Here is a 22,585-nt window from a genome sequence, read left to right on the forward strand (position 1 = left end):
TAACGCGGAACATCGTGGGGTTCCGTCTGCCCGACCCCCGTTGTCCCGTTTCCGCTGGTCAGCTAGTATGCACTAAATACATGCTGATCGGGGTGAGCACGGATTGGTATGTGCGGCTGGAGAAGGGGCACATCGCGGGTGTGTCCGAGGACGTCCTGGACGCGGTCGCTCGCGCGCTGCGACTGGACGACGACGAACGCACCTACCTGTTCGACCTGGCCCGGTCGGCGCGGCCCGCGGGTCGCGCACGGTCGCGGCGGCGGGATGTCGAGGTTCCGCCGCAGGTGCGGTGGCTGCTCGACGCGATGACACTGTCCGCGGCGTTCGTGCGCAATGGCCGCACCGAGGTGGTCGCCAGCAATGCGCTGGCCCGAGCGGTGTTCTCGCCGATGTTCGCCAGCGCCACGGTCGATCGGCGCGGCCGCCCCAACCTGAGCCGCTACATCTTCCTCGACCCCGGCGCCCGGGAGTTCTTCCCCGACTGGGACGCCGCCTGCGCCGCCACCGCGGCCCTGCTGCGCGCGGAGGCCGGGCGTGAGCCCCGCGACCGTGCGCTGCGCGAACTGGTCGGCGAGTTGTGCACGCTGAGCCCCGAATTCCGCTCCCGGTGGGCCGCCCACGACGTCCTGATCCGCCACGACGGCGGCAAACGGCTGCGGCACCCCGAGGTCGGGGAGCTGGAACTGACCTTCCGCGACCTCGACCTTCCCCTACCGGGTCCGGCCGTGCACAACCTGATCACTTACACCGCCGAACCCGGCACGCCGTCGGAGGACCGGCTCAAACTCCTCGCCAGCTGGGGTGTCACACCGTCGGGGGTCGACCGGACATAGCGCGGCCCACCGGTCCCGTGGCCGCCGCGAAGGCGGACCCCGGACGCGCGGGTGGGTGGGGGCGTACTAGGGTTCGAGCGCGTTCGGATCATCGGCTCGATCACGGAGGAAACCTTATGCGTCGCACCGGGATCGGTGTCTCGATGTTCGTTCTCGTGTTGGGCGTCGCGGGGTGCGGGGGGTCGGAGTCGCACGAGGGGCACAGCGGGCACAGTTCGACGGTGGCGGCGACGGCGACGTCCGCACCGGCGGCGGGTGGGGATTGCGCGACAACCCAGTGGCCGCAGGTGATGCCGGACTTCCGGGGAAAGCGGTTGGGCGAGACGGTGGTCGGCGCGGCGTTGTGTTACGACATCGCGGCGGTGACCGCGCCCGACGGGAGCGATGTGCGGCAGGATCCGAACGCGATGACCACGCCGTGGGTCATCGCCGAGCAGTCGCCCGCGCCGGGCGCGTCGCTCACCGCGTCCACTCCGGTGACGTTCGAAGTGCAAGCGGCGCCGCGCAATTGAGTCAGTGGCCGGTGGCGCGCTGCATGTCCTCGGGGTAGCGGGCGCCCGCGACGGCGGTGGCGGGGGCGGCGGACTCGATGCGCGCGAGATCCTCGGGGGTGAGGGTGAGGTCGGCGGCGGCGACGTTCTCCTCGAGGTAGGCGCGGCGTTTGGTGCCGGGGATGGGGACGACGTCCTCGCCCTGGTGCTGGACCCACGCCAACGCCAATTGCCCTGCGGTGACGCCCTTTTCGGCGGCGAGGGTGCGCAGCGCGTCGACCAGGGCGAGGTTGCGCTCGAAGTTGGCGTCGCTGAAGCGGGGCAGGCGACGGCGCATGTCGTTCTCGGGCAGGTCGGCGACGGAGGCGAGCGCGCCGGTGAGCATGCCGCGGCCCAGCGGGGAGAACGGGACGATGCCGATGCCCAGTTCGCGGCAGGTGGGCACGATCTCGGCCTCGATGTCGCGGGTCCACAGCGACCATTCGCTCTGCAACGCGGTCACCGGGTGCACGGCGTGGGCGCGGCGGATGGTGTCCGCGGACGCCTCGGAGATGCCGAGGTGGCGGACCTTCCCGGCGCGCACGAGGTCGGCGAGCGCGCCCCAGGTCTCCTCGACGGGCACGGCGGGGTCGACGCGGTGCTGGTAGTACAGGTCGATGTGGTCCACGCCCAGCCGGGTCAGCGACTCGTCGAGGCACTGCCGCACGTAGGCGGCGTCGCCGCGCGTGCCCGCCGGGCCGCTGTCGCCCCACACGATGCCGAATTTCGTTGCGAGCACGACCTTGTCGCGGCGGTCGGCGATGGCGCGGCCGACCAGTTCCTCGTTGACGCCCGCCCCGTACACGTTGGCGGTGTCGAGCAGGGTGACGCCGAGGTCGAGCGCGCGGTGGATGGTGGCGATGGATTCGCGGTCGTCACCGCGGTCGCCGTAGGCGTGGCTCATGCCCATGCAGCCGAGCCCCTGCGCGCCGACGGTCAGCGTGCCCAACGTCCTCGTTGCGATCATGGAGTGCGGTCCTCCTTCGTTGCGCGAATGGGTGAATCGTGGTCACCGGCACCGACGCTACGGCTTGGAGTGCGCTCCAGGTCAAGAGGAAACCTAGACGGGGGCGGCCCCGCTCCGGCGGTCGCCGGGGGTTTGCATGATCTTGGTCCACCACGCGGCGAGCGGACTGGGATCGGGCCAGACGACGGCCTCGTCGGCGCTGTCGCCGTCGTCGCGGGGGGATACGGGGGCGGCTTGCGGTCGAACGGTCATCACGGATCTCCTCCGGAAACACCTACGGCTCCGGCTCGCGGTGGCGAGCGGCTCGGATCTATATCGTCAGTGTTAGATTTTGTATAGCAGATCGCGGGAATCGAGCTCAACCGAACCGGTCCCTATAATGCCGTTGTCGGATCGGAGGTGAGGTGTGGAAATGGGTCCTGACCAGGGGCAGCCACTGCCCGACCCGACGGTAGGGGTTTACGCGATCTCCGTCGCGGCCGATTTGTCCGGTATCGGGGTGCAGACCCTGCGGCTCTACGAACGCCACGGTCTGGTCACCCCGGCGCGCAGCGCGGGCGGCACCCGCCGCTACAGCAGCGCGGATCTGGCGCGGCTGCGGCGGATCGTGGCGTTGGTGCGCGACGGGGTGAATCTGGCGGGGGTGCGGCGGATTCTGGAGTTGGAGGACGACAACGCCGCGCTGCGGGCCGCGAACGGGACTGGGGCGCAGCGGGATTCGTAGGCTCTCGTCGGCTTGTAGGCTCTCAGGCGGGTTGCCACAGTTCGATACGGTTTCCCTCCGGGTCGGTGACCCAGCCGAACCGGCCGATCCCGTCCATGTCCTGGATCTCCTCGGCGACATTCGCGCCCTTGTCCCGGAGCTGGGTGAGCATGGCGTCGAGGTCGCGGACCCGGAAGTTGAGCATGGTCTGCTGGGTGCGAGCGCCGAAGTAGTCGGTGTCGGCGGGGAAGGGCGCGAAGACGGTGGGGCCGGGCTGTTGCTGCCACACGGCGTTGTCGGTGGCGTCGAGGCCGAGGCAGTCGCGGTACCAGGCGGTGAGGGCGGCGGGGTCGGCGGCGCGCAGAAAGTAGCCGCCGATGCCGAGGACTCGTTCCATGGCGTCAGTCTGGCACGGCCGCTCTGCGCGCGCGCCGGGCGCGGACCCAGCGCCGGGCGCGAAGAGCCAACCACCACACCACGATCAGCAGGATCAGGACGGCGACGAAGGCCAGGATCGGGACGGCCAGGGCGAGGACGGTCAGGACGAGGGAGGTGCCGTCCTCGGCGGTGGAGACCACCGGGTTGCCCGCGCCCGCGGTGGTCGCGGTGACGAAGGGCCGGGCGACGGTGCGGCCGACGTGCACGCTGCCCGCGGTGAGGGCGCCCAGGACGACGGCGACGGTGGGCGGGAGGTGGGACTCGAGGCTGGTGTCGGCGGCGAAGAGGATGGCGCCGGAGGTGGGGGCGATGAGGGTGCCGACGGCGTGCACGGCCGAGTCGAGGGCGGGGATCTTGTCGCCGATGAGGTCGAGGACGAACAGCACGGCGAGCCCGAGCAGCGCGGGCGTCGACGACAGCCAGGAGTAGGAGTCGCCCAGATCGATCCAGCCGAGACGGTCCGCGCCGCCGACGACGAGCAGGGGAAGCCAGGCGTTGAGCCCGGCGGCGCCGGACAGACCGAAGGCGCCGAGGATGGCCGTGAGGGCCGCTGAGATCTCCACCCCACCAGTGTGCAGTCCGCAGGCGTCGGTGCGGTGTGAGTACGGCGTCAGTGCGGTGTCAGCGGGGCGGGCGACGGTGGCGGGGTGAACGGTCTTGTGACACAGCTTGTCCGGGGTGAGCGCGCGCTGGCCCAGTTGCTGCGCTTCGCCCTCGTCGGCGGATCGAGCAATATCGCCTACGCGCTGGTGTTCTGCGCGCTGGACCGGTCGGGGCCGATGCTGGCCAATATCGTGGGGTCGATCGTGAGCACGGTCCTGGCCAACGAACTGCACCGCCAGCTCACCTTCCGCGCGGCGGGCCGGGTCGGCTGGTTCACCGCGCAGTGGGAGGGCGGGGGGCTCGCGGCGGCCGGATTGCTCTGCAGCACAGCGGCTTTGGCGGGGCTGGCGCGGTGGGCGCCGGGTCTGGGCGCGGCCGGGCAGGCGGGCGCGGTGCTCGCGATCACGGCCGCGGTGGGCGCGCTGCGGTTCCTCGCGTTGCGGGGGTTGGTGTTCTGAGAGGGTGGGTACATGAGTGCTGAATTGCGTTCGGTCACAGTCCGGGTCGAGAACGAGCGCTGGCGCCAGACGGTGCTCGCGGCGGTCGATCTGGTCGCGGAACCGGGCCGGATCACCGCGCTGCTCGGCGGGCCGGGGGCGGGCAAGACGATGGTCGCGCTGGCGCTGACCGGGCAACTGCCCGCCGCCGCGCGGGTGCGGGGGCAGGTGCTGATCAACGGGTCGGTCGTCGGCGCCGGGCAGTGGCCGCGGCTGCGGGGGCCGGTGGTGGGGTATGTGCCGCAGGACGGGGTGCGCGCGTTCGACCCCGAGCAGACGGTGGGCGCGCAGTTGCGCCGCCATCACGACAGCGCCCGCGTCGAACAAGCCTGCGCCGCGGCGTATTACCCGCGCGAGGCGCTGGATCTACTGCCGCATCAGCATTCGGGCGGCCAGATCCAGAGGGCGGCTCTGGCCGCCGCCCTGCTACCCGAGCCGTCCGTGCTCGTCGCCGACGGCCCGGCGAATTCCCTCGACGCCGGAACGGCGTTCGGGGTGTGGATGTCGCTGCGGAGGTACGCCGACGCGGGCGCGACCGTCGTGGCCGTCAGCAACGAGGTGTCGCTGCTGACCCGCCGGGGTATCGCCGACCGGCTGGTGATCCTGCACGAGGGCCGCGTCGTCGCGGCGGGCTCCCCCGACGAGCTCTCCCGGTCGAGCGACCCGTTCGTGCGCGCCCTGCTCGCCGCGCCGTGACACCGGTTGGGCGCCAGCGGGTTTCGCCGGGAGCGGTCGGGTTCCCGCTCGAGCGGTCTGCCTCCCCGCGTGGTGCGGGCGAGCCGTCGGCCGCTGCCCGCCACCGTGTCTCAGCGCACCACGATAGTCGCGGACCCGTGCCCAAACAGGCCCTGGTTCACCGCGATTCCCGCGCGGGCGCCCTCGACCTGGCGGCCGTCGGCCTGGCCGCGCAGTTGCCAGGTCAGTTCGCAGATCTGGGCGATGGCTTGGGCGGGGATGGCTTCGCCGAAGCAGGCCAGGCCGCCGCTGGGGTTGACCGGGACGCGGCCGCCCAATGTCGTTGCGCCGCTGCGCAACAGCTGCTCCGCGGCGCCGGTCTCGCACAGGCCGATGTCTTCGTACCAGTCCAGTTCCAGCGCGGTGGACAGGTCGTAGACCTCGGCGAAGGACAGGTCCGACGGGCCCAGCCCGGCCTCCTCGTAGGCGGCGTGGGCGATGGCCGCGCGGAAGGGGCGCGGCGGCGGGTCGACGGCCACGGCGGAGTCGGTGGCGAAGTCGGGCAGATCGAGGACGGTCTTGGGGAACGTCGGGGTGATCGTGGACAGCGCGCGGATCCGTACCGGATCGGTGCTGCCGTGGCGGCGGGCGTAGTCCATCGAGGTCAGCACGAGGGCCGCGCCGCCGTCGCTGGTGGCGCAGATGTCGAGCAGCCGAAGCGGATCGGACACGATCGCCGAGGCCGACACCTCCTGCGCGGTGACCTCCTTGCGGTAGCGGGCGTACGGGTTGTGCAGGCCGTGGCGGGCGTTCTTCACCTTGACCGCGGCGAAGTCGTCGAGGGTCGCGCCGTGCAGGGCCATGCGGCGGCGGGCGTAGAGCGCGAAGTAGATGGGGTTGGTCGCGCCGAGCAGGTGGAACCGCAGCCAGTCCGGATCGTCGCGGCGCTCCCCGCCGACGGGCTGGAAGAACCCCTTGGGCGCGGCGTCCGCGCCGACGACGAGCGCGACCTCGGTGAGCCCGGCGAGGATCTGGGCGCGCGCGGTGGCGATGGCCTGGGCGCCCGAGGCGCAGGCGGCGTAGCTGCTCGAGATCCGCGCGCCCGACCAGCCCAGCGCCTGGGCGAAGGTCGCGCCGGAGACGAAGCCGGGGTAGCCGTTGCGGATAGTGTCCGCGCCCGCGATGTAGCCGACGTCGCGGTGGTCGATCCCGGCGTCGGCCAGCGCGGCGCGCGCGGCGACCAGGCCGTATTCGACGAAATTGCGTCCCCACTTGCCCCATGGGTGCATGCCCGCACCCAGGACGGCGATATCGCGGTCAGGCATCGACGGGCCTCCACATCCACACGGTGTGCTCGGTGTCGGCGTCGGTGTAGAGCACGCCCACGGTCAGTTCGACCGGCATGCCGACGGCCAGGTCGTCCACGCTGAGCCCGCGCACGACCTGCCCGAGGACGACCATCCGCTCGACGTCGAGTTCGACCGCGGCGACGAGGTAGGGCTCGAACGGGTCGGGGGAGACGTAGGGCGGGGGCGGCTGGTAGCGGGCGTCGGCGTAGGACCAGATCCGTCCGCGCGAGGAGAACCGGTACTCGGCCAGTTCCGACCCGTCCTTGGGGCTGTCGCACTGCGGGTTGCGGCACGCGAGGGTGTTGCGCGGGAAGTACGGCGTACCGCAGACGCCGCAGCGGCTCCCGATCAGGCGCGGCGTGCCGTCCTCGGCGGTGAACCAGTCGGCCACCGCGGGGCGTTGTTGCTTCTGCACGCCACCGACGTTATAGGAACACGTTCTATTTTGGAATGGGAACGGTTCCGTGAATCCGTGCCAACCGGTACGGTTCGGTCGGTGGGCACGAATGACATTGACCCGCAGGCGATCCGCACCGTGACGATCGCCGGGGACCCCGGGGACACGCGGCGGATCGTGCGGCGGCTGGTGGCGACGGGATCGGGCACGGCGGCCGCGCTGCGCTGGCACGAGCACACGATGCACCTCACCGAGCTGTCCACCCGCGCCCCGATCGCCCACGTCGAGCGCGCGATCCGGGTCGCCGACGGGCTGATCGTGCTGGCCGGCGCGGCCGACGCCGATCCGCGGCTCGAGACGGTGCTGCGGGTGGCCGACGACCATCAGGTCGCGAGGCTGTGCCTGGTGACCGACCTCGCCCACCCCGCCGCCGATTTCGGCCGCGCCCTGCGGGTGATCACCGCCGCGCGCGGCGCGGTCCCGGTGCCGGTGCAGATCCCGGTGGGGGTGGGGCCGGGGTTTCTGGGGATCGTCGATCTGGTCACGATGTGGTCGCGGGCGCCGTTGGAGAGCGAATTCTTCGGGGGGCGTTGGGAACTCGCGCGGCGGTGGTATCGCGGTCTGGTGGCGGCGGTGTCCGACGCGCCGGAGGCGGGGGTGCCCGACGACCTGCCCGACCGGATCCGCGCCCGCACGCTCGTCGGGGAGGTGGTGCCGGTGCTGTGCGACGCGGCGCCGCGCAGCGCGGACCTCGCGGCGCTGCTCGACGCGGTGGTGCGGTATCTGCCGTCGCCGATGCAGGTGTGTCAGCCCGAGCACGTCCTGGATTACTGATCCGGGTGCGGGTCAGTCGGCGGCGTCGGGGAGTAGGTTCACGCAGCCTGCGATGACGTCGGCGGCGGTGCAGGAGAGGGTTTGGTCGGTGGCGAAGGCGTGGGCGCGGAGGCGGGCGAGGGCGTCGGCGAGGGTGTAGTCGCTGTGGGCGGCGAGCATGCCGCAGGCGGTGTCGACGTCGTGGTAGACGACCTCGGAGCGGATGCGCCAGGGGGCTTGGTCGTTCTCCTCGGCCAGTGCGCGGCCGGTGAGTGCGGTCAGGGTGGTGGCGTCGTCGCGGGTGCGGTCGGAAATCGCTTGGGCGCCCGCGGAATACAGGTCGAGCGAGCCGAAGGGGGCGGCGCCGAGTCGCAGCGGGAGGGCGGTGACCGCGCCCGCGTTGACGGTCGCGGCGTAGGCGCCGAAGATGGGCCAGCGGGGGTCGCGCTCGATCTGTACGGATTTGACCGGTTCGCCCGCGCGCAGGGCGTAGGCGTCCCGTGCCGGTCCCTCACCGAATCCGTACTGGGCGTCTTCGAGGTTCTGGCCCCAGTCGCAGCTGCTGCCGAAGATCTCGAGGCTGTCGATGTCGGCGCGCAGGGTGACCGCGACGGCGTCGACGCCGGGCAGGCAGGTGACGCAGGCCGCGCAGATGCGGTGTCCCCAGGTCGCGGCGGGGACGGGTTGCCCGATCGCCGCGATCGCGGCGTGCAGGCGGGTGTGGGTGCGCCCGTTCATGGGTCGCTCCGATCCGTGTGGGTGTGCCCGCTGGCCTGGAGATCGTGGGGACCCTCGCGACGCCCGCCCCGGGCGCCTGCTCAGCGTGTTCGTGCCGCGGTCAGGGGAGCGCGACGACATCATCTCGATCGGAGCAGCCGAAACCCGCTTCCACCGCGGGCCGCGTCTCCTGGGCGTGGTCGAACCGAACCCCACGAGGAGTCGGGGGTCGAGGCAACTCGACCGATCGGGCGGGCCACCGGATACACCGGCTTGCTCAGTTTCCCACGAACGGTTCCTGGGCGCATCCCCCGGATTCGGCCGTGCGTGTCTGGAGGGTTCGGTCGGCGAGAAAGCCGTTGTGCCCCAATGCGATTTACCGACAATGCCCGTTCGGGAACGCGCGGCGGCGTGTCGACATCGGGGGGCGACGACGGCGGTGGGTGATGTGTCCAGCAGGTCGAGGTTGCCGGAATTCGCAGGGCGGGGCCGCATTCGGCGATGGGGCGGCGGTTCATACCGGGCGCGCGGCTATGTGTCTGCGGACCTGTTGTGCGCCAAGGTTTTTGGGGGTCGGTTCGTCGTCCGATCTCGGCGCTGCGCTAGGCGATGCCGCCCCCGCGCCGGGATCTCGATCCCGTCCGGGGCTGAGGAAGGCGTGCTCACACCGATCGCCGTACCAGCGGCGCTCAGGGATCACCCCTACAGTTCGACGACGACCTTGCCCTGCACGTGCCGCCCGGCCTGGAGCTCGACCGCGGCGCGGATCCGCTCGACCGGGAAAGTCGCGGCGATCGGAACCCGCAGCTCGTCCGCCGCGACCAGGCGGGCGATCTCGTCGAGAGCGCCGGGGGCGGCGTCGGCGCCGTTGGCCGGGGTGATGCCGTCGATCTGCCCGGCGATGGTGGTGATGCGCGCGTCGGGGACGCCGAGTTCGCGTGCGGCGTAAGCGGTTTCGGTGCCGTGCAGGTCGATCGCGGCGGTGATGCCGTCGGGGGCGAGGGCGCGGACGCGGTCGGGCAGTCCGTCGCCGTAGGTGACCGGGTCGGCGCCGAGGTCGCGCAGGAACCGCGCGGAGGTCGGTGATCCCGTGCCGATGACGCGTGCTCCGGCGCGGCGGGCCAGCTGGACGGCGAACACGCCGACCCCGCCCGCGGCGCCGCCGATGAGGACGGTGTCGCCGGGTGCGGGGGCGACGACGGCGAGTGCGGCGGCGGCGGTGCAGCCCGCGATGGTGAGGACGGCGGCGGTGCGGTCGTCGACCCCGTCGGGGGTGTGGTGGGCCTGGCCGCCGTGCGCGATGGTCCCGGCCGCGTCGATGATGACGTGGTCGGCGATCGCGCGGGACAGGACGCCGCCGAACACGCGGTCGCCGGGCGCGAACGCGGTGAAGCCGTCGCCGACCTGGTCCACCACGCCCGCGTAGTCGGTGCCGAATCCGCACGGCAGGCTCAGACCGAATCGGGCGGCGGTCTGCTCGTCGGAGGTCATGAACCAGTCCATCGGGTTGAGCCCGGCCGCGGTGACGCGCACCCGGATCTGCCCCGGACCCGCCTGCGGTACGGGAACATCTCGGAGCGCAAGGACTTCCGGGCCGCCGAAGGATTCGAGCCGCACCGCTCTGCTCGGGCTCGCCGGTGTCGGGGTGCTGCCGTCGGGCATGCTGGCCTCCTCGGGGTCGGGAGAAACGGACTACGCTCCTGTTCCGTGCGCCACGATAACACAACCGGAGCGTGATCCGTTTTGACCGAGAGGGAGGTCCGGCCCGCGCGCTCGGACGCGGCCCGCAACCGTGACCAGGTGCTCGCGGTGGCGACCCGCTTGTTCGCCGAGGCGGACGCCGAGCCGTCGATGCGGGCGATCGCGCGGGAGGCCGGGGTCGGCATCGCCACGCTCTACCGGCACTTCCCCACCCGCGAGTCGCTGGTGGACGCCGTGTATCGGGGGCAGGTGGAGCGGTTGACCACCGGCGCTCGCGAGTTGCTCGAGCGGCTGCCCCCGGCGGCGGCGCTGCGCGGGTGGATGGATCTGTTCGGGGAGTGGATCGCGACCAAGAACGGGATGCTCGACACGCTGCGCGCGATGGTCGAGTCCGGGGAGATCGCTCATGCCCGCACCCGGGCGGAGTTGTTGGCGGCGGTGGGTGAGATCCTCGCGGCGGGTCGCGCCGCGGGTGAGTTGCGCGCCGATGTGACCGCCGAGGATGTCGCGGCGCATCTCATCGGCGTGTTCACCGTGGCGCGCCCGCCCGCGCAGGCCGCGCAGGCGCATCGTCTGCTGAATGTGGTGCTGGACGGTTTGCGCCCGCCCGCGGGGGGCGAATGAGGCTGGGCGCGTGGGTGTTCAGCGCGAGTGGGTGACGAGCAGGGCGGCGAGGGCGCGGGCTTGGAGGATGACGCCGACGTGTCCGGCGGTCAGGGTGTGGACGGTGAAGGGGTTGGCGGGGGTGCGCTGGTCGGCGTCGGTGATCATCTTGGTGGCCAGGGCCGGGGTGATGACGTGGTCGAGGGTGAGGCGGATATAGGTGTGGGGGACGCGGCCCCAGGTGGCGGGGTCGATGCGGGCGTCGGCGAGGCTGGTGTGGGCGGCGTCCTCGGGTTGCATGCCGTAGTTGAGGACGGTGAGGGTTTGGTCGAGGGTGGCCTCGGGCATGTTGGTGCGGCGGAAGTCCTCGACGGCCGCGAGATCGGGGGAGCGCAGGTTGAACCGGATCAGGCCGCGCGACACCGGTTCCGGGCCGAGGAACAGGGAGTGGTGGGGGTCGGGGACCGGGACGCCCGTGGTGGCCTCGGGGGTGCGGCTCAAGGCCATGGCGCTGGGGGCTTCGGGGGTGGAGGGGCAGAACGCCGACAGGTAGATCAGGCGGTCGAGGGCGTCGGGGATGGCGTTGGCGACCAGGCCGAGGGTGATGCCGCCGAGGCTGTGGGCCACCGCGACGACGGGGCCGTGGTCGCGGACGCGTTGGACGACGTCGATGACGTGGGAGACGTTGTCCTGCACGGTGATCGAGGCCAGGGGTGAGGGGGCGGTGAGGAATTCGGGGATGTTCCGGGTGTGGTAGGCGGGTGGGATGGGGGCGGCGTCGAGGCCGTGGCCGGGGAGGTCGATGGGCAGGCCGCGGTGGCCGAGGAGGGCGAGTTCGCGAATGACGGGGGTCCAGTAGTAGCTGGTGCTGGTGAGGCCGTGGATGAAGAGGAAAGTGGGTGTGGGCGTGGTGGTTTCGGGCATGGGTCCCCCGGGTGTGATGGCTGTGGCTGGTGGGTTCCTTACCCGTGGGGGGTCGGGGTCAATCTTTTCGCAGGCCCGGGGGCGACCGAGGCCCCGCGATGGTTCGTTCGTTGCCGCGGTCCTCGTGATCGAGTTGCGATGTGTGTGCGACCGATCGTCCAGCCTCTCGAACCTCGTACGGTCGGAGAGGTGTGCGGGAATTCAATCGCTTGTGTCGCAACGGGTTTCGGCGGGAAGCGCCGGAATGTGGTGGTGGAGGCCGTATTCGGTGGCGTAGGTTTCGAGGCGGTCGGCGAGGTCGGTGGGGTGGCTGAGGGCGGGGGTGTGGCCGCCGTCGATTTCGTCGGGGGTGAGGTGGAGGCGGTCGTGGGCGACGCGGCGCAGGTAGGGGGGTGGGAACAGGCGGTCGTCGCGGCAGAGCAGGACGCGGGTGGGGGTGGTGGGCCAGGCGCGCAGGGGGGACGGCTCGCTCATGCGGGCCTCGGATTGGGTGCGTCCGCGGGCGCGGGCCGCGGCGGCGAGGTCGGGTGGGATGTCGTGGTAGAAGACGTCGTCGAAGGCTTCGCGGGGCTCGTCGTGGTATCGGGTGTGGGTCCAGTAGTCGGCGGGCGCCTCGCCGGGCGCGGGGATCATGGGCGCGAGGAGGATCAGGAGTTTCACCGCCGCCCGCTCGCACACCAGGGGCGCGACGAATCCGCCGAAGGATTGCGCGACGACGATGACGTCGCCGCGGTCGCCGAGGGCGTCGAGCACGATGTCGGCGTATTCGACGAGTCCGGCCGAATCGTCGTCACACGGCAGATCGGGCGCGACGGTGTCGTGGCCGCGCGCCCGGAGTTCGGTTTCGACGAGGTGCCAGTACCAGCCGACGTCTCCGGCGCCGTGGATGAACGCGAAGGTCGCCATGGGGGCAATCTACGCGGCGCGCCGAGGGTTTCGGAGTGCCTCAGGAGGAGGGTGCGCCCCACGCCTCGAGTCGATGGATCGCCCTGTCGTGCGGGCTGTCGAAGTCCCCGTGGGTGACTCCCGCTCCCCGTGGCGTGCGGATACGCCAGGCGACCCCGGTCCATCGTCCGTCGCTGTCGAGGAACGCGTGTTCCTCGGCTCCGCCCCGGCAGATCGCGTCGATGAGGCTCGCGACGAACGACAGGTGGCCGGGTTCGGCGATGGTCAGATCGGCGAGACTGTCGATGCACCAGCCTGTCCGGATGCGGACCGTCTCATCGTCGAAGCGTGTGATGACGATGGTGCGCGCGGAATGGTCGGTGGGGACGAACTCCTTCGCCGAGACGATCACCTGGCCGTCGCTCAGATGTGTTGTCCCGCCGTGTCTTATCGCGACGTCGCAGAGTTCGGGAACCAGATCCTCCCATGTTCTTTCCCCCGCCACGGGTCTCCTCCCTCCCTCACACCCGTCGCGAACCGCCCGGATTATCCGGCTGTTCGTCGAGCAACTCCACCAGCCGAGTCAGCGCCCGGGTCAACACCTTTCGGTCTTCGGCGTCGATGGTGTCCAGGGCGGTGGCGAAGCGGTGGATGCGGGCGGAGGTGAGGCCGTTGACGAGGTCGCGGGCGGGGTCGGTGGCGACGAGGAGTTGGGCGCGGCCGTCGACGGGGTCGGCGAAGCGTTCGAGGTAGCCGAGTTTCTCGAGGGCGGTGACGATGCGGGACATGGTGGGGGCGGTGACGCGTTCGGCGGCGGCGAGGTCGCCCAGGCGCATGGCGCCGCCGCGGACGAGGGTGGCCAGGGCGGCGGCCGCGCCGGGGCTGAGCGAGCCGAGGTCGCCGGAGCGGCGTAGCAGGCGGGTGATGCGGCCCAGGGCCAGGTAGAGATCGGCGGCCTCGGCGAGTTCCTCGGCGCTGCGGGTGTGCGCGTCGTGGATCATGGGGGGTCGCTCCTGGTCGAGTCGGGGCCGCGGGGGCCGTTTTCCGTGACGACCAGTATGCCTGGCGTTCGCGGGGCGGGAATGCGACGCGGCGGGGGTCGTGTTGGGGCTGGTATGCGCTACGCGATCTCGATTCCGCAGTTCTACGCCGACGGTGAGTTCGATCCGCGCGCGTTCGGGGCCTATGTGCGCCGCGCCGAGGAGCTGGGTTTCCACAGTGGCTGGACCCAGGAGCAGGTGCTCACGATGAACGCGATGCCGCAGTTGGGGGCGGTGGAGACGATGACCTACGCGGCGGCGCTGACCGAGCGGTTGCGGTTGGGTTGCGCGGTGTTCGTGACCCCGTTGCACAGTCCGGTGCATCTGGCGCGGTCGCTGGCGACGCTGGATCAGCTGTCGGGGGGCCGGGTGGAGGTGGGGGTGGGCAGCGGCGGCACGCGGCGGCCGTTCGCGGCGTTCGGGATCGACCCGGAGGGGTTGATCTCGCGGTTCACCGAGGGGATCGAGGTGATGCGCGCGTTGTGGTCGCGCCCGAGTGTGGATTTCGAGGGCCGGTTCTGGCAGTTGCGGGACGCGCGGATCCTGCCGGGGCCGGTGCAGAAGCCGAGCCCGCCGGTGTGGTTCGGCGGCGGGCATCCCAACGCGCTGCGGCGCGCGGCGCGCTTAGGGGACGGGTTCTTCGGGGCCGGGTCGGCCACGACCGCGGCGTTCGCCGAGCAGGTGCGGACGTTGCGCGCCGAACTGGCGGCGGCGGGCCGGGACGCGGCGGGGTTCCCGATCGCCAAACGCGTCTACATCGCCGTCGACGAGGACACGGGCCGGGCGCGGCGACGGGTGGAGGACGCTCTCGAAAAACTGTATGGGACAACCGCTTTCGCGCCGGTCGCGGTGACGGGGACGCCGGAGCAGTGTGTGGCGGGGGTGCGGGAGGTGATCGCGGCGGGCGCGGAACTGGTGTTGTTCACGCCGTTGTTCGACGAGGCCGAGCAGATGGAGCGGGTGGCCGCGCAGATCGTGCCGGGGCTGGCGTGAGCGGGCGCGGGTATTCGGCCGCGCTGCTGGTGTACGCGTTCGCGGTGGTGATGCTGGGCACGACGCTGCCGACGTCGATGTACGGGTTGTACGGGGCGAAGCTGGGGTTCTCGGTGCTCACCACGACGATCGTGTTCGCCACCTACGCGGTGGGGGTGATCGCGGCGCTGGTGGGGGTGGGGCACTGGTCGGATGTGGTGGGGCGCCGCCCGATGCTGGCGGCGGGGCTGGGGTTGGCGGCGGCGAGTTCGCTGGTGTTCGTGACGGCGGGCCCGGTGTGGCAGTTGCTGATCGGGCGCGGGTTGTCGGGGTTGTCGGCGGGCGTGTTCACCGGGACGGCGACGGTGGCGATCGTGGAGGCGGCCCCGCCCGCGCGGCGCGAGTTCGCGGCGGTGGCGGCGACGATCGCGAACATGGGTGGGCTGGGGTTGGGGCCGGTGCTGTCGGGGGTGCTGGTGCAGTACGCGCGGTGGCCGTTGCAGTTGTCGTTCGTGGTGCATCTGGTGTTGCTGGCGGTGGCGGCCGCGGGCCTGGTCGCGGTGGCGGAGACGGTGCCGGTGACCTCGCGCAGACCGCCTGCGCCGCAGGGGCTTTCGGTGCCGTCGTCGGTGCGGGCGGTGTTCGTGCCCGTGGCGATCGCGAGTTTCGCGGGGTTCGCGGTGCTGGGGTTGTTCACCGCGGTGGTGCCGACGTTCCTGTCGGGGATTCTGGGGGTGTCCGATCACGCGGTGGCGGGGCTGGTGGTGGGGGTGATCTTCGCGGCGTCGGCGGTGGCGCAGGTGCTGGTGCGGCCGGTGCCCACGGCGGTGGCGTTGGTGGCGGGCTGTGGGGTGCTGGTGGTGGGGATCGGGGGGATTCTGGTGGCGTTGCTGGCGGGGTCGTGGGTGTGGCTGGTGGCGGGGGCGGTGGTGGCCGGGGCGGGGCAGGGGGTGACGTTCTCCAAGAGTGTGCGCGCGCTGGCGGAGGCGGCTCCCGCGCAGCGGCGCGCGGAGGTGATCTCGACGTTGTTCGTCGTTGCCTACCTGGCGATCTCGGTGCCGGTGGTGGGTGAGGGGTTGGCGGTGCGGTGGTGGGGGCTGCGCACCGCGGGGATCACCTTCACCCTCGTGGTGGGGGCGCTGGCGGTCGTGGCGTTGGTGGCGTCGTGGGTGGTGAACGCGCCCGCGGTGCGCGCGGCCGGGACATCGAAGGTCGGCGGTGACGCGGCGTCCAGCATGCGCGAATCACGCTGACCGGCAACGGTTTTCGACGGGTCAGGTGCGGGGCCCGCAGGGGTGGAAGGCGTGGGCGCCGACCTGGTCGGGGTCGATGATGTGGGCGATGAACAGTCGCGCGGCGGGGGTGGGGGTGCGGGTGGTGACGGCGTGCCAGGGGCGGTCGAGGGGGGTGCCGTCGACGGGGCGGGCGACGAGGGTGCCCTCGGCGAGGTCGGTTTCGACGGCGTCGCTGTGGATGAGGGTGACGCCCAACCCTTCTCGCGCGGCGGCGAGCACCGCGCCGTGGGTGCCGAGGGTGAGGGCGGGTGGGCGGATCTGGAGACGGTCGAGCAGGGCGAGGGTGGTTTCCAGGGTGCCCGAGCCCTGCCCGCGCAGCAGCCAGGTGGCGGTGCGCGGGTCGGGGCAGCGGTGCGGGGCGCCGACGACGACGAGGCGGCTGGGGCGGCGCGCGCGCACGATCAGCCCGGTGTCGCGCGGCGGGCGCCCGGCGATGACGAGATCGGTTTCGTGGTGCTGTAATTCGATGAACAGCAGGTCGCGGGGGTGGATGGACAGCCCGACCTCGATGTCGGGGTAGCGGTCGCGAAACGACGCCAGCAGCCGCAGCAGCACGTATTCCCCGGCGGTGGCGACGACGCCGATGCGCAGCCGCCCGGTTTCGGCGCGGCGCACCGCGGCGTGGGCCTCGTTCATCAAACCGAGGATGCTGCGGCAGTATTCGGCGTAGACGCGGCCGGCTTCGGTGAGGGTGATGCCGCGCCCGGATTTGGCGATCAGCTTGGCGCCCAACTGTTTTTCGATGTGGGCGACCGCGGCGGAGGCGGCGGCCTCGGTGATGTGCAGTTGGGCGGCGGCGCGGCGGATGGAGGCGTGGCGGGCCACGGCGAGGAAGGTCTGCATGCGGACCGCGCTCACGGTTCCCATCCACAGACGGTAGCAAACTCAACGATTCGGTTGAGCGAGACGAGGAACAATCGGATTGTCCCTCCGACCGGTGCGCCCGCATGCTGAATCGGCACGGTGAGGCGACCCCAGCTCCGGGAGGAACGATGGCCGAGGGAAAAGACCGGTGGGATCCCGGCGTTCAATCCTATGCGTCGATGGGATATTACGATCCGGACTATCAGCCGTCGGACACCGATGTGCTGGCGGTGTTCCGGGTGACCCCGCAGGCGGGGGTGGATCCGGTGGAGGCCGCGGCGGCGGTGGCGGGCGAATCGTCCACGGCCACATGGACTGTGGTGTGGACCGACCGGTTGACCGCGCACGACCGGTATCGCGGCAAATGCTATCGGGTGGAGGAGGTGCCCGGCCGCGCGGGTGAGTACTTCGCCTATGTGGCCTACGATCTCGATCTGTTCGAGGAGGGGTCGATCACGAACCTCACCTCGTCGGTGATCGGGAACGTGTTCGGGTTCAAACCCCTGGCGGCGTTGCGGCTCGAGGACATGCGGATCCCGATCGCGTATGTGAAGACCTTCCCCGGTCCCCCGCACGGGATCGTGATGGAACGGGAGTATCTCAACAAGTACGGGCGGCCGTTGCTGGGGGCGACGGTGAAACCGAAACTCGGTCTGTCGGCACGCAACTACGGGCGGGTGGTGTACGAGGCGTGCAAGGGTGGGCTGGATTTCACCAAGGACGACGAGAACATCAACTCCCAGCCGTTCATGCGCTGGCGTGATCGCTACCTGTTCGCCATGGAGGGCGTGAACCGCGCCGCCGCCGAAACCGGGGAATTGAAGGGCCATTACCTCAATGTCACCGCGGCGTCGATGGAGGACATGTACGAGCGCGCCGAGTTCGCGAAATCGCTGGGCAGCGTGATCATCATGATGGATCTGACCGTCGGCTACACCGCGATGCAGTCGATGTCGCACTGGGCGCGCCGCAACGGGATGCTGCTGCATCTGCATCGGGCCGGGCACAGCACCTATACGCGGCAGAAGACCCACGGGGTGAGTTTCCGGGTGCTGGCCAAGTGGTGCCGGTTGATCGGGGTGGATCATCTGCACGCGGGCACGGTGATCGGGAAACTCGAGGGCGACCCGCACACGGTGCGCGGGTTCTACGACACGTTGCGCGACAACCACATTCCCGCCAACCCGGTGAACGGGATCTTCTTCGATCAGCAGTGGGCGAGCCTGCCGGGGGTGATGCCGGTGGCCTCGGGCGGCATCCACGCCGGGCAGATGCATCAGTTGCTGGATCTGTTCGGCGACGATGTGATCCTGCAGTTCGGGGGCGGCACGATCGGGCATCCGCTGGGCATCGCGGCGGGCGCCGAGGCCAACCGGGTCGCGCTCGAGGCGGTGGTCAAGGCCCGCAACGAGGGCCGGGATCTGCTCGCGGAGGGGCCGGAGGTGCTGCGCCGCGCCGCGGCGGCGTCGCGGCCGCTGGACGTCGCGCTCGCGACGTGGGGGGATGTGACCTTCGACTACACCTCCACCGACGCCCCGGACGCCGTGCCCACGGCGAGCCGCTGAGATCCGCCGAAACCCGAGGAGTCGCAATGTTTCTGCGTCAGGGCACGTTCTCGCATCTGCCCGCGTTCACCGACGACGAGATCGCCGCGCAGGTGCGCTACGCGTTGCTGAACAACTGGCCGGTGTCGATCGAGTACACCGACGATCCGCATCCGCGCAACGTGTACTGGGAGATGTGGGGGCTGCCGTTGTTCGATCTGGACGAACCCGACGGGGTGCTGGCGGAGATCGCGGCCTGCCGGGCCACGTTCCCGCGCCACTACATTCGCCTCACCGCCTACGACGCCCGCTACGGGCGCCAGACCACGGCGTTGAGTTTCCTGGTGGCGCGCCCGCCGACCGAGCCGGGGTTCCGGCTCACGCGCACCGACGGCGACGACCGCCGCCAGCGTTATCAGCTGCACGCCTACGCCACCGACGCCCCCGCGGGCGCCCGCTACGGGCAGGATCCGCTGTGAGCGGGAACGCCATGTCCGACACCGGGTTTCGCCTGCACCGGCCGGGCACCGCACCGGCCGCGGCGGAGGTGGAGACGCCGCCGCCGCTGGGTGAGGACGCGGAGCTGGACCTGGCCGCCGACGACGCCGCCACGCATGTGGAGGCGACCCTGGCGCGGTTGGACGCGGAGCTGGTGGGGTTGGCGAATGTGAAGCGGCGGGTGCGTGAGATCGCGGCGCTGCTGCTGATCGATCGGGCCCGCGCCCGCTTCGGGCTGTCGTCGACGCGCCCGACGATGCACATGAGTTTCACCGGCGGCCCGGGCACGGGCAAGACGACGGTGGCGTTGCGGATGGCGGAGATGCTGCACGCGCTGGGCTATCTGCGAAAACCCAAGGTGCACACGGTGACCCGCGACGATCTGGTGGGGCAGTTCATCGGGCACACCGCCCCGAAGACGAAGGAGGCCCTGGCCAAGGCCGCGGGCGGGGTGTTGTTCGTCGACGAGGCGTACTACCTGTTCCGGCCGGAGAACGAACGCGACTACGGGCAGGAGGTGATCGAGATCCTGTTGCAGGAGATGGAGACCGAACGCACCAGCCTGGTGGTGATCTTCGCGGGGTATCCGGATCGGATGGAGACCTTCTTCTCCGCCAATCCGGGCCTGTCCTCGCGGGTGGCCCATCACATCGAGTTCCCCGACTACAGCCCCGAGGAGTTGCTGGCGATCGCGGAACTGATGGTGGCGCAACAGAATTTCCGGTTCGACGCCGACGCGAACGCGGCGTTCGCGCAGTATCTGCGGTTGCGGATGGCGCGCCCGCGCTTCGCCAACGCGCGCAGTGTCCGCAACGCGCTGGACCGGTGCCGGTTGCGGCAGGCCAAACGGCTGATCGAGTTGGGGCGGCCGTTGCGCCGCGCGGACCTGATGACCCTGACCGCGGCGGATGTGCACGGTTCGAGCGTGTTCGCCGCGTCGGGCTGAGCAGAAAGGCACACGTCATGCCCGAGGGCCTGGTGACGTTGACCCGCTACACCATCGATCAGGAGCATCGCCATCCCGGATCGTCCGGGGAGTTCTCGGCGTTGATCAACGTGGTCGCCACCGCCACCAAGATCGTCGCCAATCGGGTGACGCGCGGGCGCATCGCCGGGTCCTTCGGCGAACGCGACGACGAGGCTGCGTCCGCGCCGGGGCGGCGGCGGTTGGACGCGATCGCCAACGACATCATCATCGCCGAATCGCAGTGGACCGGGCCGTTGGCGGGGTTGTTGTCCGAGCAGATGGACGGGTTTCATCCGGTGCCCGCCGAATTCCGGCGCGGGAAGTACCTGCTGGTGTTCGATCCGCTGGACGGGTCGTCGAACATCGACGTGAATCTGCCGGTGGGCACGATCTTCAGTGTGTTGCGGGCCCCGGAGGGGCGGGAGGTGCGCGCGACGGACTTCCTGCAACCGGGGGCGGCGCAGGTGTGCGCGGGGTTCACCCTCTACGGCCCGGCGACGATGCTGGTGTTGACCACCGGCAGCGGGGTGGACGGGTTCACCCTGGATCGGGAGGTGGGGGCGTTCGTGCTCACCCATCCACGCATGCGCATCCCGCCCGACACCTCGGGGTTCGCGATCAACGCCGCCAACGAACGGTTCTGGGAGCGGCCGGTGCGCCGGTATGTGGGCGAATGCCTGGAGGGCGCCGAGGGGCCGCGGGGGCGTGATTTCAACATGCGGTGGGTGGCGTCGCTGGTGGCCGACGTGTTCCACATCCTGACCCGCGGCGGGGTGTATCTGTACCCGTACGACACCCGCGCTCCGGGGCGGGTGTCGTTGCTGTACGGGGCGAATCCGATCGCGCTGGTGGTGGAGCAGGCCGGTGGGGCGGCCAGCACCGGGCACGAGCGGGTGCTGGAGGTGACCCCGACCGGGTTGCATCAGCGGGTGCCGTTGATCGTGGGGTCGCGTCACGAGGTCGAGCGCATCGAGCGCTATCACCGCGAACCGGAGGAGGGGCCGAGTTTCGACGCGTCGCTGTTCGGGACGCGGTCGTTGTTCCGGCCCGCCCGTCACTGAATCGTGTTGCCGCAGTGGAGGTTCGATGTCGTTCAAGCATCCCGTCGTCGCCATCACCGGATCCTCGGGGGCGGGCACGACCAGTGTCACCCGCACGTTCTGTGAGATCTTCCGCCGGGAGGGGCTCACCGCGGCGATCGTGGAGGGGGACGCGTTCCACCGCTACGACCGCGGCGAGATGAAGGCGGCGATGCTGGCGGCCGAGCAGAACCGGGATCTGCATTTCTCCCATTTCGGGCCGGAGGCGAATCTGCTGACGGAGTTGGAGACGTTGTTCCGCGACTACGGCCAGTCCGGGGTGGGGATGGTGCGCCGCTATCTGCACGACGAGGCCGAGGCGAAACCCTATGGGCAGCAACCGGGGACGTTCACCCCGTGGGAGGAGCTCGCGCCGGGCAGCGATCTGCTGTTCTACGAGGGGTTGCACGGGGCGGCGGTGTGCGGGGAGGTGGATGTGGCCCGCTACACCGATCTGCTGGTGGGGGTGGTGCCGATCATCAATCTGGAGTGGATTCAGAAGGTGATCCGCGACAAGACCGAACGCGGCTACTCCTCGGAGGCGGTGATCGATACGATCCTGCGGCGGATGCCCGATTACGTGAACTACATCTGCCCGCAGTTCTCCCGCACGTATGTGAACTTCCAGCGGGTGCCGACGGTGGACACGTCCAATCCGTTCATCGCGCGGTCGATTCCGACGGCGGACGAGTCGTTCGTGGTGATCCGGTTCGCCGATCCGAAGGTGATCGACTTCCCGTATCTGTTGTCGATGCTGCACGATTCGTTCATGTCGCGGCCGAATTCGATCGTGGTGCCGGGCGGGAAGATGGATCTGGCGATGCAGTTGATCTTCACGCCGTTGATCCTGCGGCTGATGGACAAGCGGCCCAAGCGGTTACGGTAGCCGCGCGTTGGCGCGCCGCGACCAGCGCAGGTCGGCCAGCCAGGTGTAGACGGCGACGATGAGGGAGCCGACGACGGCGGCGAAGAGCATGTCGCGGCCGGCGACGACGACACCGACGAGGCCGCCGAGCATGAACGACCCCCATTGCACGGCGTAGCCGAGCCAGTCGCGGTGGGTGCCGCCCGCGAGGTGGCGTTCGATGCCCTGGGCCATCTTCACCAGGGTTCCGGTGACGTAGGTGACCGGTATCGATACCTCGCCGCCGCGGACGAAGGAGGTGTTGAGCGCGCCCATCCCGAACGCGACGAACAGGATCGGGGTCAGGCCGAGGTCGTTGTCGTTCCAGTACAGCACCGAGTCGACCAGGGCGGCGGCGATCAGCGCGGCGGTGGTGAGCACGGTCGCGCCGTGCGGGTGGTTGCGCCACCAGTGGCGGCGGCACAGCGAGGCGACCACGACCCCGCCGAGGAAGCACGCGATGAGCCCGGCCGCGCCGATGGCCAGGGCCGCGTCGCCGAGGAAGCCGCCGAGCACGGCGCGTTCGGAGTTGCCGGTCATGAAGGTGACGAAGTAGCCCGCGGAGTGGGTGTAGGCGGCGGCGCCGATGAATCCGGCCAGGATCAGCAGGGCGGACGCGAGCCGGGTCTCCAGATTCCAGAACGGCTCGGGGGAGTCGGTGGGTTGCGGAGTCACAGCGACAGGCTAGCAACGCCTGAGTCGGGGCGCAGGGTGGGTGACCGGGCTGTTCGGTGGGTTGCGGCGAAGCCGGGTCTCGGCTGCTGGCCGATTGCTCCGGTCGTGGTGT

The 22,585-nt window shown here is 70.7% G+C and carries 28 protein-coding genes; 14 read left to right on the forward strand and 14 right to left on the reverse strand.

The genetic code is table 11. From position 1 onward, the window contains the following. Nucleotides 1-92: 92 nt before the first annotated feature. Complete coding sequence (locus ACFYTQ_RS36330) at nucleotides 93-833, forward strand: transcriptional regulator (protein WP_387370740.1); 741 nt, start codon at nucleotides 93-95, stop codon at nucleotides 831-833. A gap of 143 nt (nucleotides 834-976) precedes the next feature. Continuing rightward, nucleotides 977-1,345, forward strand: coding sequence for a hypothetical protein (locus tag ACFYTQ_RS36335; protein ID WP_387370742.1), 369 nt, complete (start codon nucleotides 977-979; stop codon nucleotides 1,343-1,345). A gap of 1 nt (nucleotide 1,346) precedes the next feature. On the opposite strand, the gene ACFYTQ_RS36340 is transcribed toward ACFYTQ_RS36335, so the two are convergent. Both ACFYTQ_RS36340 and ACFYTQ_RS36345 read right to left on the reverse strand, forming a co-directional pair. Continuing rightward, entirely contained in the window at nucleotides 1,347-2,327 is a 981-nt protein-coding gene (locus ACFYTQ_RS36340; protein ID WP_387370859.1) for an aldo/keto reductase, read from the reverse strand. 96 nt (nucleotides 2,328-2,423) lie between these two features. Then, nucleotides 2,424-2,582, reverse strand: coding sequence for a hypothetical protein (locus ACFYTQ_RS36345; protein WP_387370744.1), 159 nt, complete (start codon nucleotides 2,580-2,582; stop codon nucleotides 2,424-2,426). A gap of 160 nt (nucleotides 2,583-2,742) precedes the next feature. Here ACFYTQ_RS36345 and ACFYTQ_RS36350 point away from each other — a divergent pair, with 160 nt between their 5' ends. Further along, nucleotides 2,743-3,054, forward strand: a complete 312-nt coding sequence (locus tag ACFYTQ_RS36350) for a helix-turn-helix transcriptional regulator (RefSeq protein ID WP_387370746.1) — start codon at nucleotides 2,743-2,745, stop codon at nucleotides 3,052-3,054. A gap of 22 nt (nucleotides 3,055-3,076) precedes the next feature. Here ACFYTQ_RS36350 and ACFYTQ_RS36355 read toward each other — a convergent pair whose 3' ends face one another. Both ACFYTQ_RS36355 and ACFYTQ_RS36360 read right to left on the reverse strand, forming a co-directional pair. Next, nucleotides 3,077-3,430 carry a VOC family protein gene (locus tag ACFYTQ_RS36355; protein ID WP_387370748.1) on the reverse strand — a complete coding sequence of 118 codons (354 nt, stop codon included), beginning with the start codon at nucleotides 3,428-3,430 and terminating at the stop codon, nucleotides 3,077-3,079. A 4-nt stretch (nucleotides 3,431-3,434) separates the two neighbouring features. Further along, nucleotides 3,435-4,034 carry a DUF4126 domain-containing protein gene (locus ACFYTQ_RS36360; RefSeq protein WP_387370750.1) on the reverse strand — a complete coding sequence of 200 codons (600 nt, stop codon included), beginning with the start codon at nucleotides 4,032-4,034 and terminating at the stop codon, nucleotides 3,435-3,437. A gap of 84 nt (nucleotides 4,035-4,118) precedes the next feature. Between ACFYTQ_RS36360 and ACFYTQ_RS36365 the strand changes: the two genes are divergently transcribed. Both ACFYTQ_RS36365 and ACFYTQ_RS36370 read left to right on the forward strand, forming a co-directional pair. Further along, a complete protein-coding gene (locus tag ACFYTQ_RS36365) occupies nucleotides 4,119-4,532 on the forward strand; it encodes a GtrA family protein (protein ID WP_387370752.1) in 414 nt (137 codons plus the stop codon). A 12-nt stretch (nucleotides 4,533-4,544) separates the two neighbouring features. Continuing rightward, nucleotides 4,545-5,267 (forward strand): ATP-binding cassette domain-containing protein, encoded by a 723-nt coding sequence (locus ACFYTQ_RS36370; protein ID WP_387370754.1) that lies wholly within the window; start codon nucleotides 4,545-4,547, stop codon nucleotides 5,265-5,267. Nucleotides 5,268-5,377: 110 nt separating this feature from the next. Here ACFYTQ_RS36370 and ACFYTQ_RS36375 read toward each other — a convergent pair whose 3' ends face one another. Beyond that, nucleotides 5,378-6,571, reverse strand: a complete 1,194-nt coding sequence (locus tag ACFYTQ_RS36375) for a lipid-transfer protein (protein ID WP_387370756.1) — start codon at nucleotides 6,569-6,571, stop codon at nucleotides 5,378-5,380. Further along, the gene (locus ACFYTQ_RS36380) at nucleotides 6,564-6,986 is read right to left on the reverse strand and encodes a Zn-ribbon domain-containing OB-fold protein (protein WP_387370861.1); all 423 of its coding nucleotides are present in this window, start codon (nucleotides 6,984-6,986) and stop codon (nucleotides 6,564-6,566) included. Before ACFYTQ_RS36380 ends, ACFYTQ_RS36375 begins: the two co-directional genes overlap by 8 nt. A gap of 105 nt (nucleotides 6,987-7,091) precedes the next feature. Here ACFYTQ_RS36380 and ACFYTQ_RS36385 point away from each other — a divergent pair, with 105 nt between their 5' ends. Then, nucleotides 7,092-7,826: a hypothetical protein gene (locus ACFYTQ_RS36385; RefSeq protein ID WP_387370758.1), complete on the forward strand. Its 735-nt coding sequence runs from the start codon at nucleotides 7,092-7,094 to the stop codon at nucleotides 7,824-7,826. A gap of 12 nt (nucleotides 7,827-7,838) precedes the next feature. On the opposite strand, the gene ACFYTQ_RS36390 is transcribed toward ACFYTQ_RS36385, so the two are convergent. Then, complete coding sequence (locus tag ACFYTQ_RS36390; RefSeq protein ID WP_387370760.1) at nucleotides 7,839-8,543, reverse strand: GAF and ANTAR domain-containing protein; 705 nt, start codon at nucleotides 8,541-8,543, stop codon at nucleotides 7,839-7,841. A gap of 681 nt (nucleotides 8,544-9,224) precedes the next feature. Continuing rightward, nucleotides 9,225-10,184: an NADP-dependent oxidoreductase gene (locus tag ACFYTQ_RS36395; protein WP_387370762.1), complete on the reverse strand. Its 960-nt coding sequence runs from the start codon at nucleotides 10,182-10,184 to the stop codon at nucleotides 9,225-9,227. 81 nt (nucleotides 10,185-10,265) lie between these two features. Between ACFYTQ_RS36395 and ACFYTQ_RS36400 the strand changes: the two genes are divergently transcribed. Continuing rightward, entirely contained in the window at nucleotides 10,266-10,847 is a 582-nt protein-coding gene (locus tag ACFYTQ_RS36400) for a TetR/AcrR family transcriptional regulator (RefSeq protein ID WP_387370764.1), read from the forward strand. Between the two features lie 18 nt (nucleotides 10,848-10,865). On the opposite strand, the gene ACFYTQ_RS36405 is transcribed toward ACFYTQ_RS36400, so the two are convergent. From ACFYTQ_RS36405 to ACFYTQ_RS36420, 4 genes are all read right to left on the reverse strand, one after another. After that, entirely contained in the window at nucleotides 10,866-11,750 is an 885-nt protein-coding gene (locus ACFYTQ_RS36405; protein WP_387370766.1) for an alpha/beta hydrolase, read from the reverse strand. A gap of 201 nt (nucleotides 11,751-11,951) precedes the next feature. Next, nucleotides 11,952-12,656 (reverse strand): alpha/beta fold hydrolase, encoded by a 705-nt coding sequence (locus ACFYTQ_RS36410; protein WP_387370768.1) that lies wholly within the window; start codon nucleotides 12,654-12,656, stop codon nucleotides 11,952-11,954. Nucleotides 12,657-12,696: 40 nt separating this feature from the next. Then, entirely contained in the window at nucleotides 12,697-13,140 is a 444-nt protein-coding gene (locus ACFYTQ_RS36415; RefSeq protein WP_387370770.1) for a hypothetical protein, read from the reverse strand. Between the two features lie 16 nt (nucleotides 13,141-13,156). Continuing rightward, nucleotides 13,157-13,636, reverse strand: a complete 480-nt coding sequence (locus ACFYTQ_RS36420; RefSeq protein ID WP_387370771.1) for a MarR family winged helix-turn-helix transcriptional regulator — start codon at nucleotides 13,634-13,636, stop codon at nucleotides 13,157-13,159. A gap of 114 nt (nucleotides 13,637-13,750) precedes the next feature. On the opposite strand from ACFYTQ_RS36420, the gene ACFYTQ_RS36425 reads away from it, so the two are divergent. Further along, nucleotides 13,751-14,668, forward strand: a complete 918-nt coding sequence (locus tag ACFYTQ_RS36425; protein WP_387370773.1) for an LLM class flavin-dependent oxidoreductase — start codon at nucleotides 13,751-13,753, stop codon at nucleotides 14,666-14,668. After that, the gene (locus ACFYTQ_RS36430; RefSeq protein WP_387370775.1) at nucleotides 14,665-15,900 is read left to right on the forward strand and encodes an MFS transporter; all 1,236 of its coding nucleotides are present in this window, start codon (nucleotides 14,665-14,667) and stop codon (nucleotides 15,898-15,900) included. The genes ACFYTQ_RS36425 and ACFYTQ_RS36430 overlap by 4 nt, the downstream gene beginning before the upstream one ends. 21 nt (nucleotides 15,901-15,921) lie before the next feature. Here ACFYTQ_RS36430 and ACFYTQ_RS36435 read toward each other — a convergent pair whose 3' ends face one another. After that, nucleotides 15,922-16,809: a LysR family transcriptional regulator gene (locus ACFYTQ_RS36435; protein ID WP_387370777.1), complete on the reverse strand. Its 888-nt coding sequence runs from the start codon at nucleotides 16,807-16,809 to the stop codon at nucleotides 15,922-15,924. Between the two features lie 125 nt (nucleotides 16,810-16,934). Here ACFYTQ_RS36435 and ACFYTQ_RS36440 point away from each other — a divergent pair, with 125 nt between their 5' ends. From ACFYTQ_RS36440 to ACFYTQ_RS36460, 5 genes are read left to right on the forward strand one after another with little or no spacing between them, the layout of a single operon-like run. Next, nucleotides 16,935-18,371, forward strand: coding sequence for a form I ribulose bisphosphate carboxylase large subunit (locus ACFYTQ_RS36440; protein WP_387370779.1), 1,437 nt, complete (start codon nucleotides 16,935-16,937; stop codon nucleotides 18,369-18,371). Between the two features lie 26 nt (nucleotides 18,372-18,397). Beyond that, a complete protein-coding gene (locus tag ACFYTQ_RS36445; protein ID WP_387370781.1) occupies nucleotides 18,398-18,829 on the forward strand; it encodes a ribulose bisphosphate carboxylase small subunit in 432 nt (143 codons plus the stop codon). Next, on the forward strand, nucleotides 18,826-19,794 hold the full coding sequence (locus tag ACFYTQ_RS36450; protein ID WP_387370783.1) for an AAA family ATPase: 969 nt from the start codon (nucleotides 18,826-18,828) through the stop codon (nucleotides 19,792-19,794). Before ACFYTQ_RS36445 ends, ACFYTQ_RS36450 begins: the two co-directional genes overlap by 4 nt. A gap of 17 nt (nucleotides 19,795-19,811) precedes the next feature. Beyond that, on the forward strand, nucleotides 19,812-20,876 hold the full coding sequence (locus tag ACFYTQ_RS36455) for a class 1 fructose-bisphosphatase (RefSeq protein WP_387370785.1): 1,065 nt from the start codon (nucleotides 19,812-19,814) through the stop codon (nucleotides 20,874-20,876). Between the two features lie 25 nt (nucleotides 20,877-20,901). Next, a complete protein-coding gene (locus tag ACFYTQ_RS36460; RefSeq protein WP_387370787.1) occupies nucleotides 20,902-21,780 on the forward strand; it encodes a phosphoribulokinase in 879 nt (292 codons plus the stop codon). Here ACFYTQ_RS36460 and ACFYTQ_RS36465 read toward each other — a convergent pair. Then, nucleotides 21,772-22,473: a YoaK family protein gene (locus tag ACFYTQ_RS36465; protein WP_387370789.1), complete on the reverse strand. Its 702-nt coding sequence runs from the start codon at nucleotides 22,471-22,473 to the stop codon at nucleotides 21,772-21,774. The genes ACFYTQ_RS36460 and ACFYTQ_RS36465 overlap by 9 nt on opposite strands. Nucleotides 22,474-22,585 lie beyond the last annotated feature (112 nt).

The organism is Nocardia sp. NPDC004068, assembly GCF_042874315.1.
In the GTDB taxonomy this organism is placed as follows: Bacteria; Actinomycetota; Actinomycetes; order Mycobacteriales; family Mycobacteriaceae; genus Nocardia.

Bases quoted from the DNA above. Each gene is read 5' to 3' on its own strand.
- ACFYTQ_RS36335 (WP_387370742.1), top strand. From the start codon at position 977: ATGTTCGTTCTCGTGTTGGGCGTCGCGGGGTGCGGGGGGTCGGAGTCG.
- ACFYTQ_RS36345 (WP_387370744.1), bottom strand. From the start codon at position 2,582: ATGACCGTTCGACCGCAAGCCGCCCCCGTATCCCCCCGCGACGACGGC.
- ACFYTQ_RS36350 (WP_387370746.1), top strand. From the start codon at position 2,743: ATGGGTCCTGACCAGGGGCAGCCACTGCCCGACCCGACGGTAGGGGTT.
- ACFYTQ_RS36355 (WP_387370748.1), bottom strand. From the start codon at position 3,430: ATGGAACGAGTCCTCGGCATCGGCGGCTACTTTCTGCGCGCCGCCGAC.
- ACFYTQ_RS36370 (WP_387370754.1), top strand. From the start codon at position 4,545: ATGAGTGCTGAATTGCGTTCGGTCACAGTCCGGGTCGAGAACGAGCGC.
- ACFYTQ_RS36375 (WP_387370756.1), bottom strand. From the start codon at position 6,571: ATGCCTGACCGCGATATCGCCGTCCTGGGTGCGGGCATGCACCCATGG.
- ACFYTQ_RS36390 (WP_387370760.1), bottom strand. From the start codon at position 8,543: ATGAACGGGCGCACCCACACCCGCCTGCACGCCGCGATCGCGGCGATC.
- ACFYTQ_RS36395 (WP_387370762.1), bottom strand. From the start codon at position 10,184: ATGCCCGACGGCAGCACCCCGACACCGGCGAGCCCGAGCAGAGCGGTG.
- ACFYTQ_RS36405 (WP_387370766.1), bottom strand. From the start codon at position 11,750: ATGCCCGAAACCACCACGCCCACACCCACTTTCCTCTTCATCCACGGC.
- ACFYTQ_RS36410 (WP_387370768.1), bottom strand. From the start codon at position 12,656: ATGGCGACCTTCGCGTTCATCCACGGCGCCGGAGACGTCGGCTGGTAC.
- ACFYTQ_RS36420 (WP_387370771.1), bottom strand. From the start codon at position 13,636: ATGATCCACGACGCGCACACCCGCAGCGCCGAGGAACTCGCCGAGGCC.
- ACFYTQ_RS36425 (WP_387370773.1), top strand. From the start codon at position 13,751: ATGCGCTACGCGATCTCGATTCCGCAGTTCTACGCCGACGGTGAGTTC.
- ACFYTQ_RS36435 (WP_387370777.1), bottom strand. From the start codon at position 16,809: ATGGGAACCGTGAGCGCGGTCCGCATGCAGACCTTCCTCGCCGTGGCC.
- ACFYTQ_RS36440 (WP_387370779.1), top strand. From the start codon at position 16,935: ATGGCCGAGGGAAAAGACCGGTGGGATCCCGGCGTTCAATCCTATGCG.
- ACFYTQ_RS36445 (WP_387370781.1), top strand. From the start codon at position 18,398: ATGTTTCTGCGTCAGGGCACGTTCTCGCATCTGCCCGCGTTCACCGAC.
- ACFYTQ_RS36455 (WP_387370785.1), top strand. From the start codon at position 19,812: ATGCCCGAGGGCCTGGTGACGTTGACCCGCTACACCATCGATCAGGAG.
- ACFYTQ_RS36460 (WP_387370787.1), top strand. From the start codon at position 20,902: ATGTCGTTCAAGCATCCCGTCGTCGCCATCACCGGATCCTCGGGGGCG.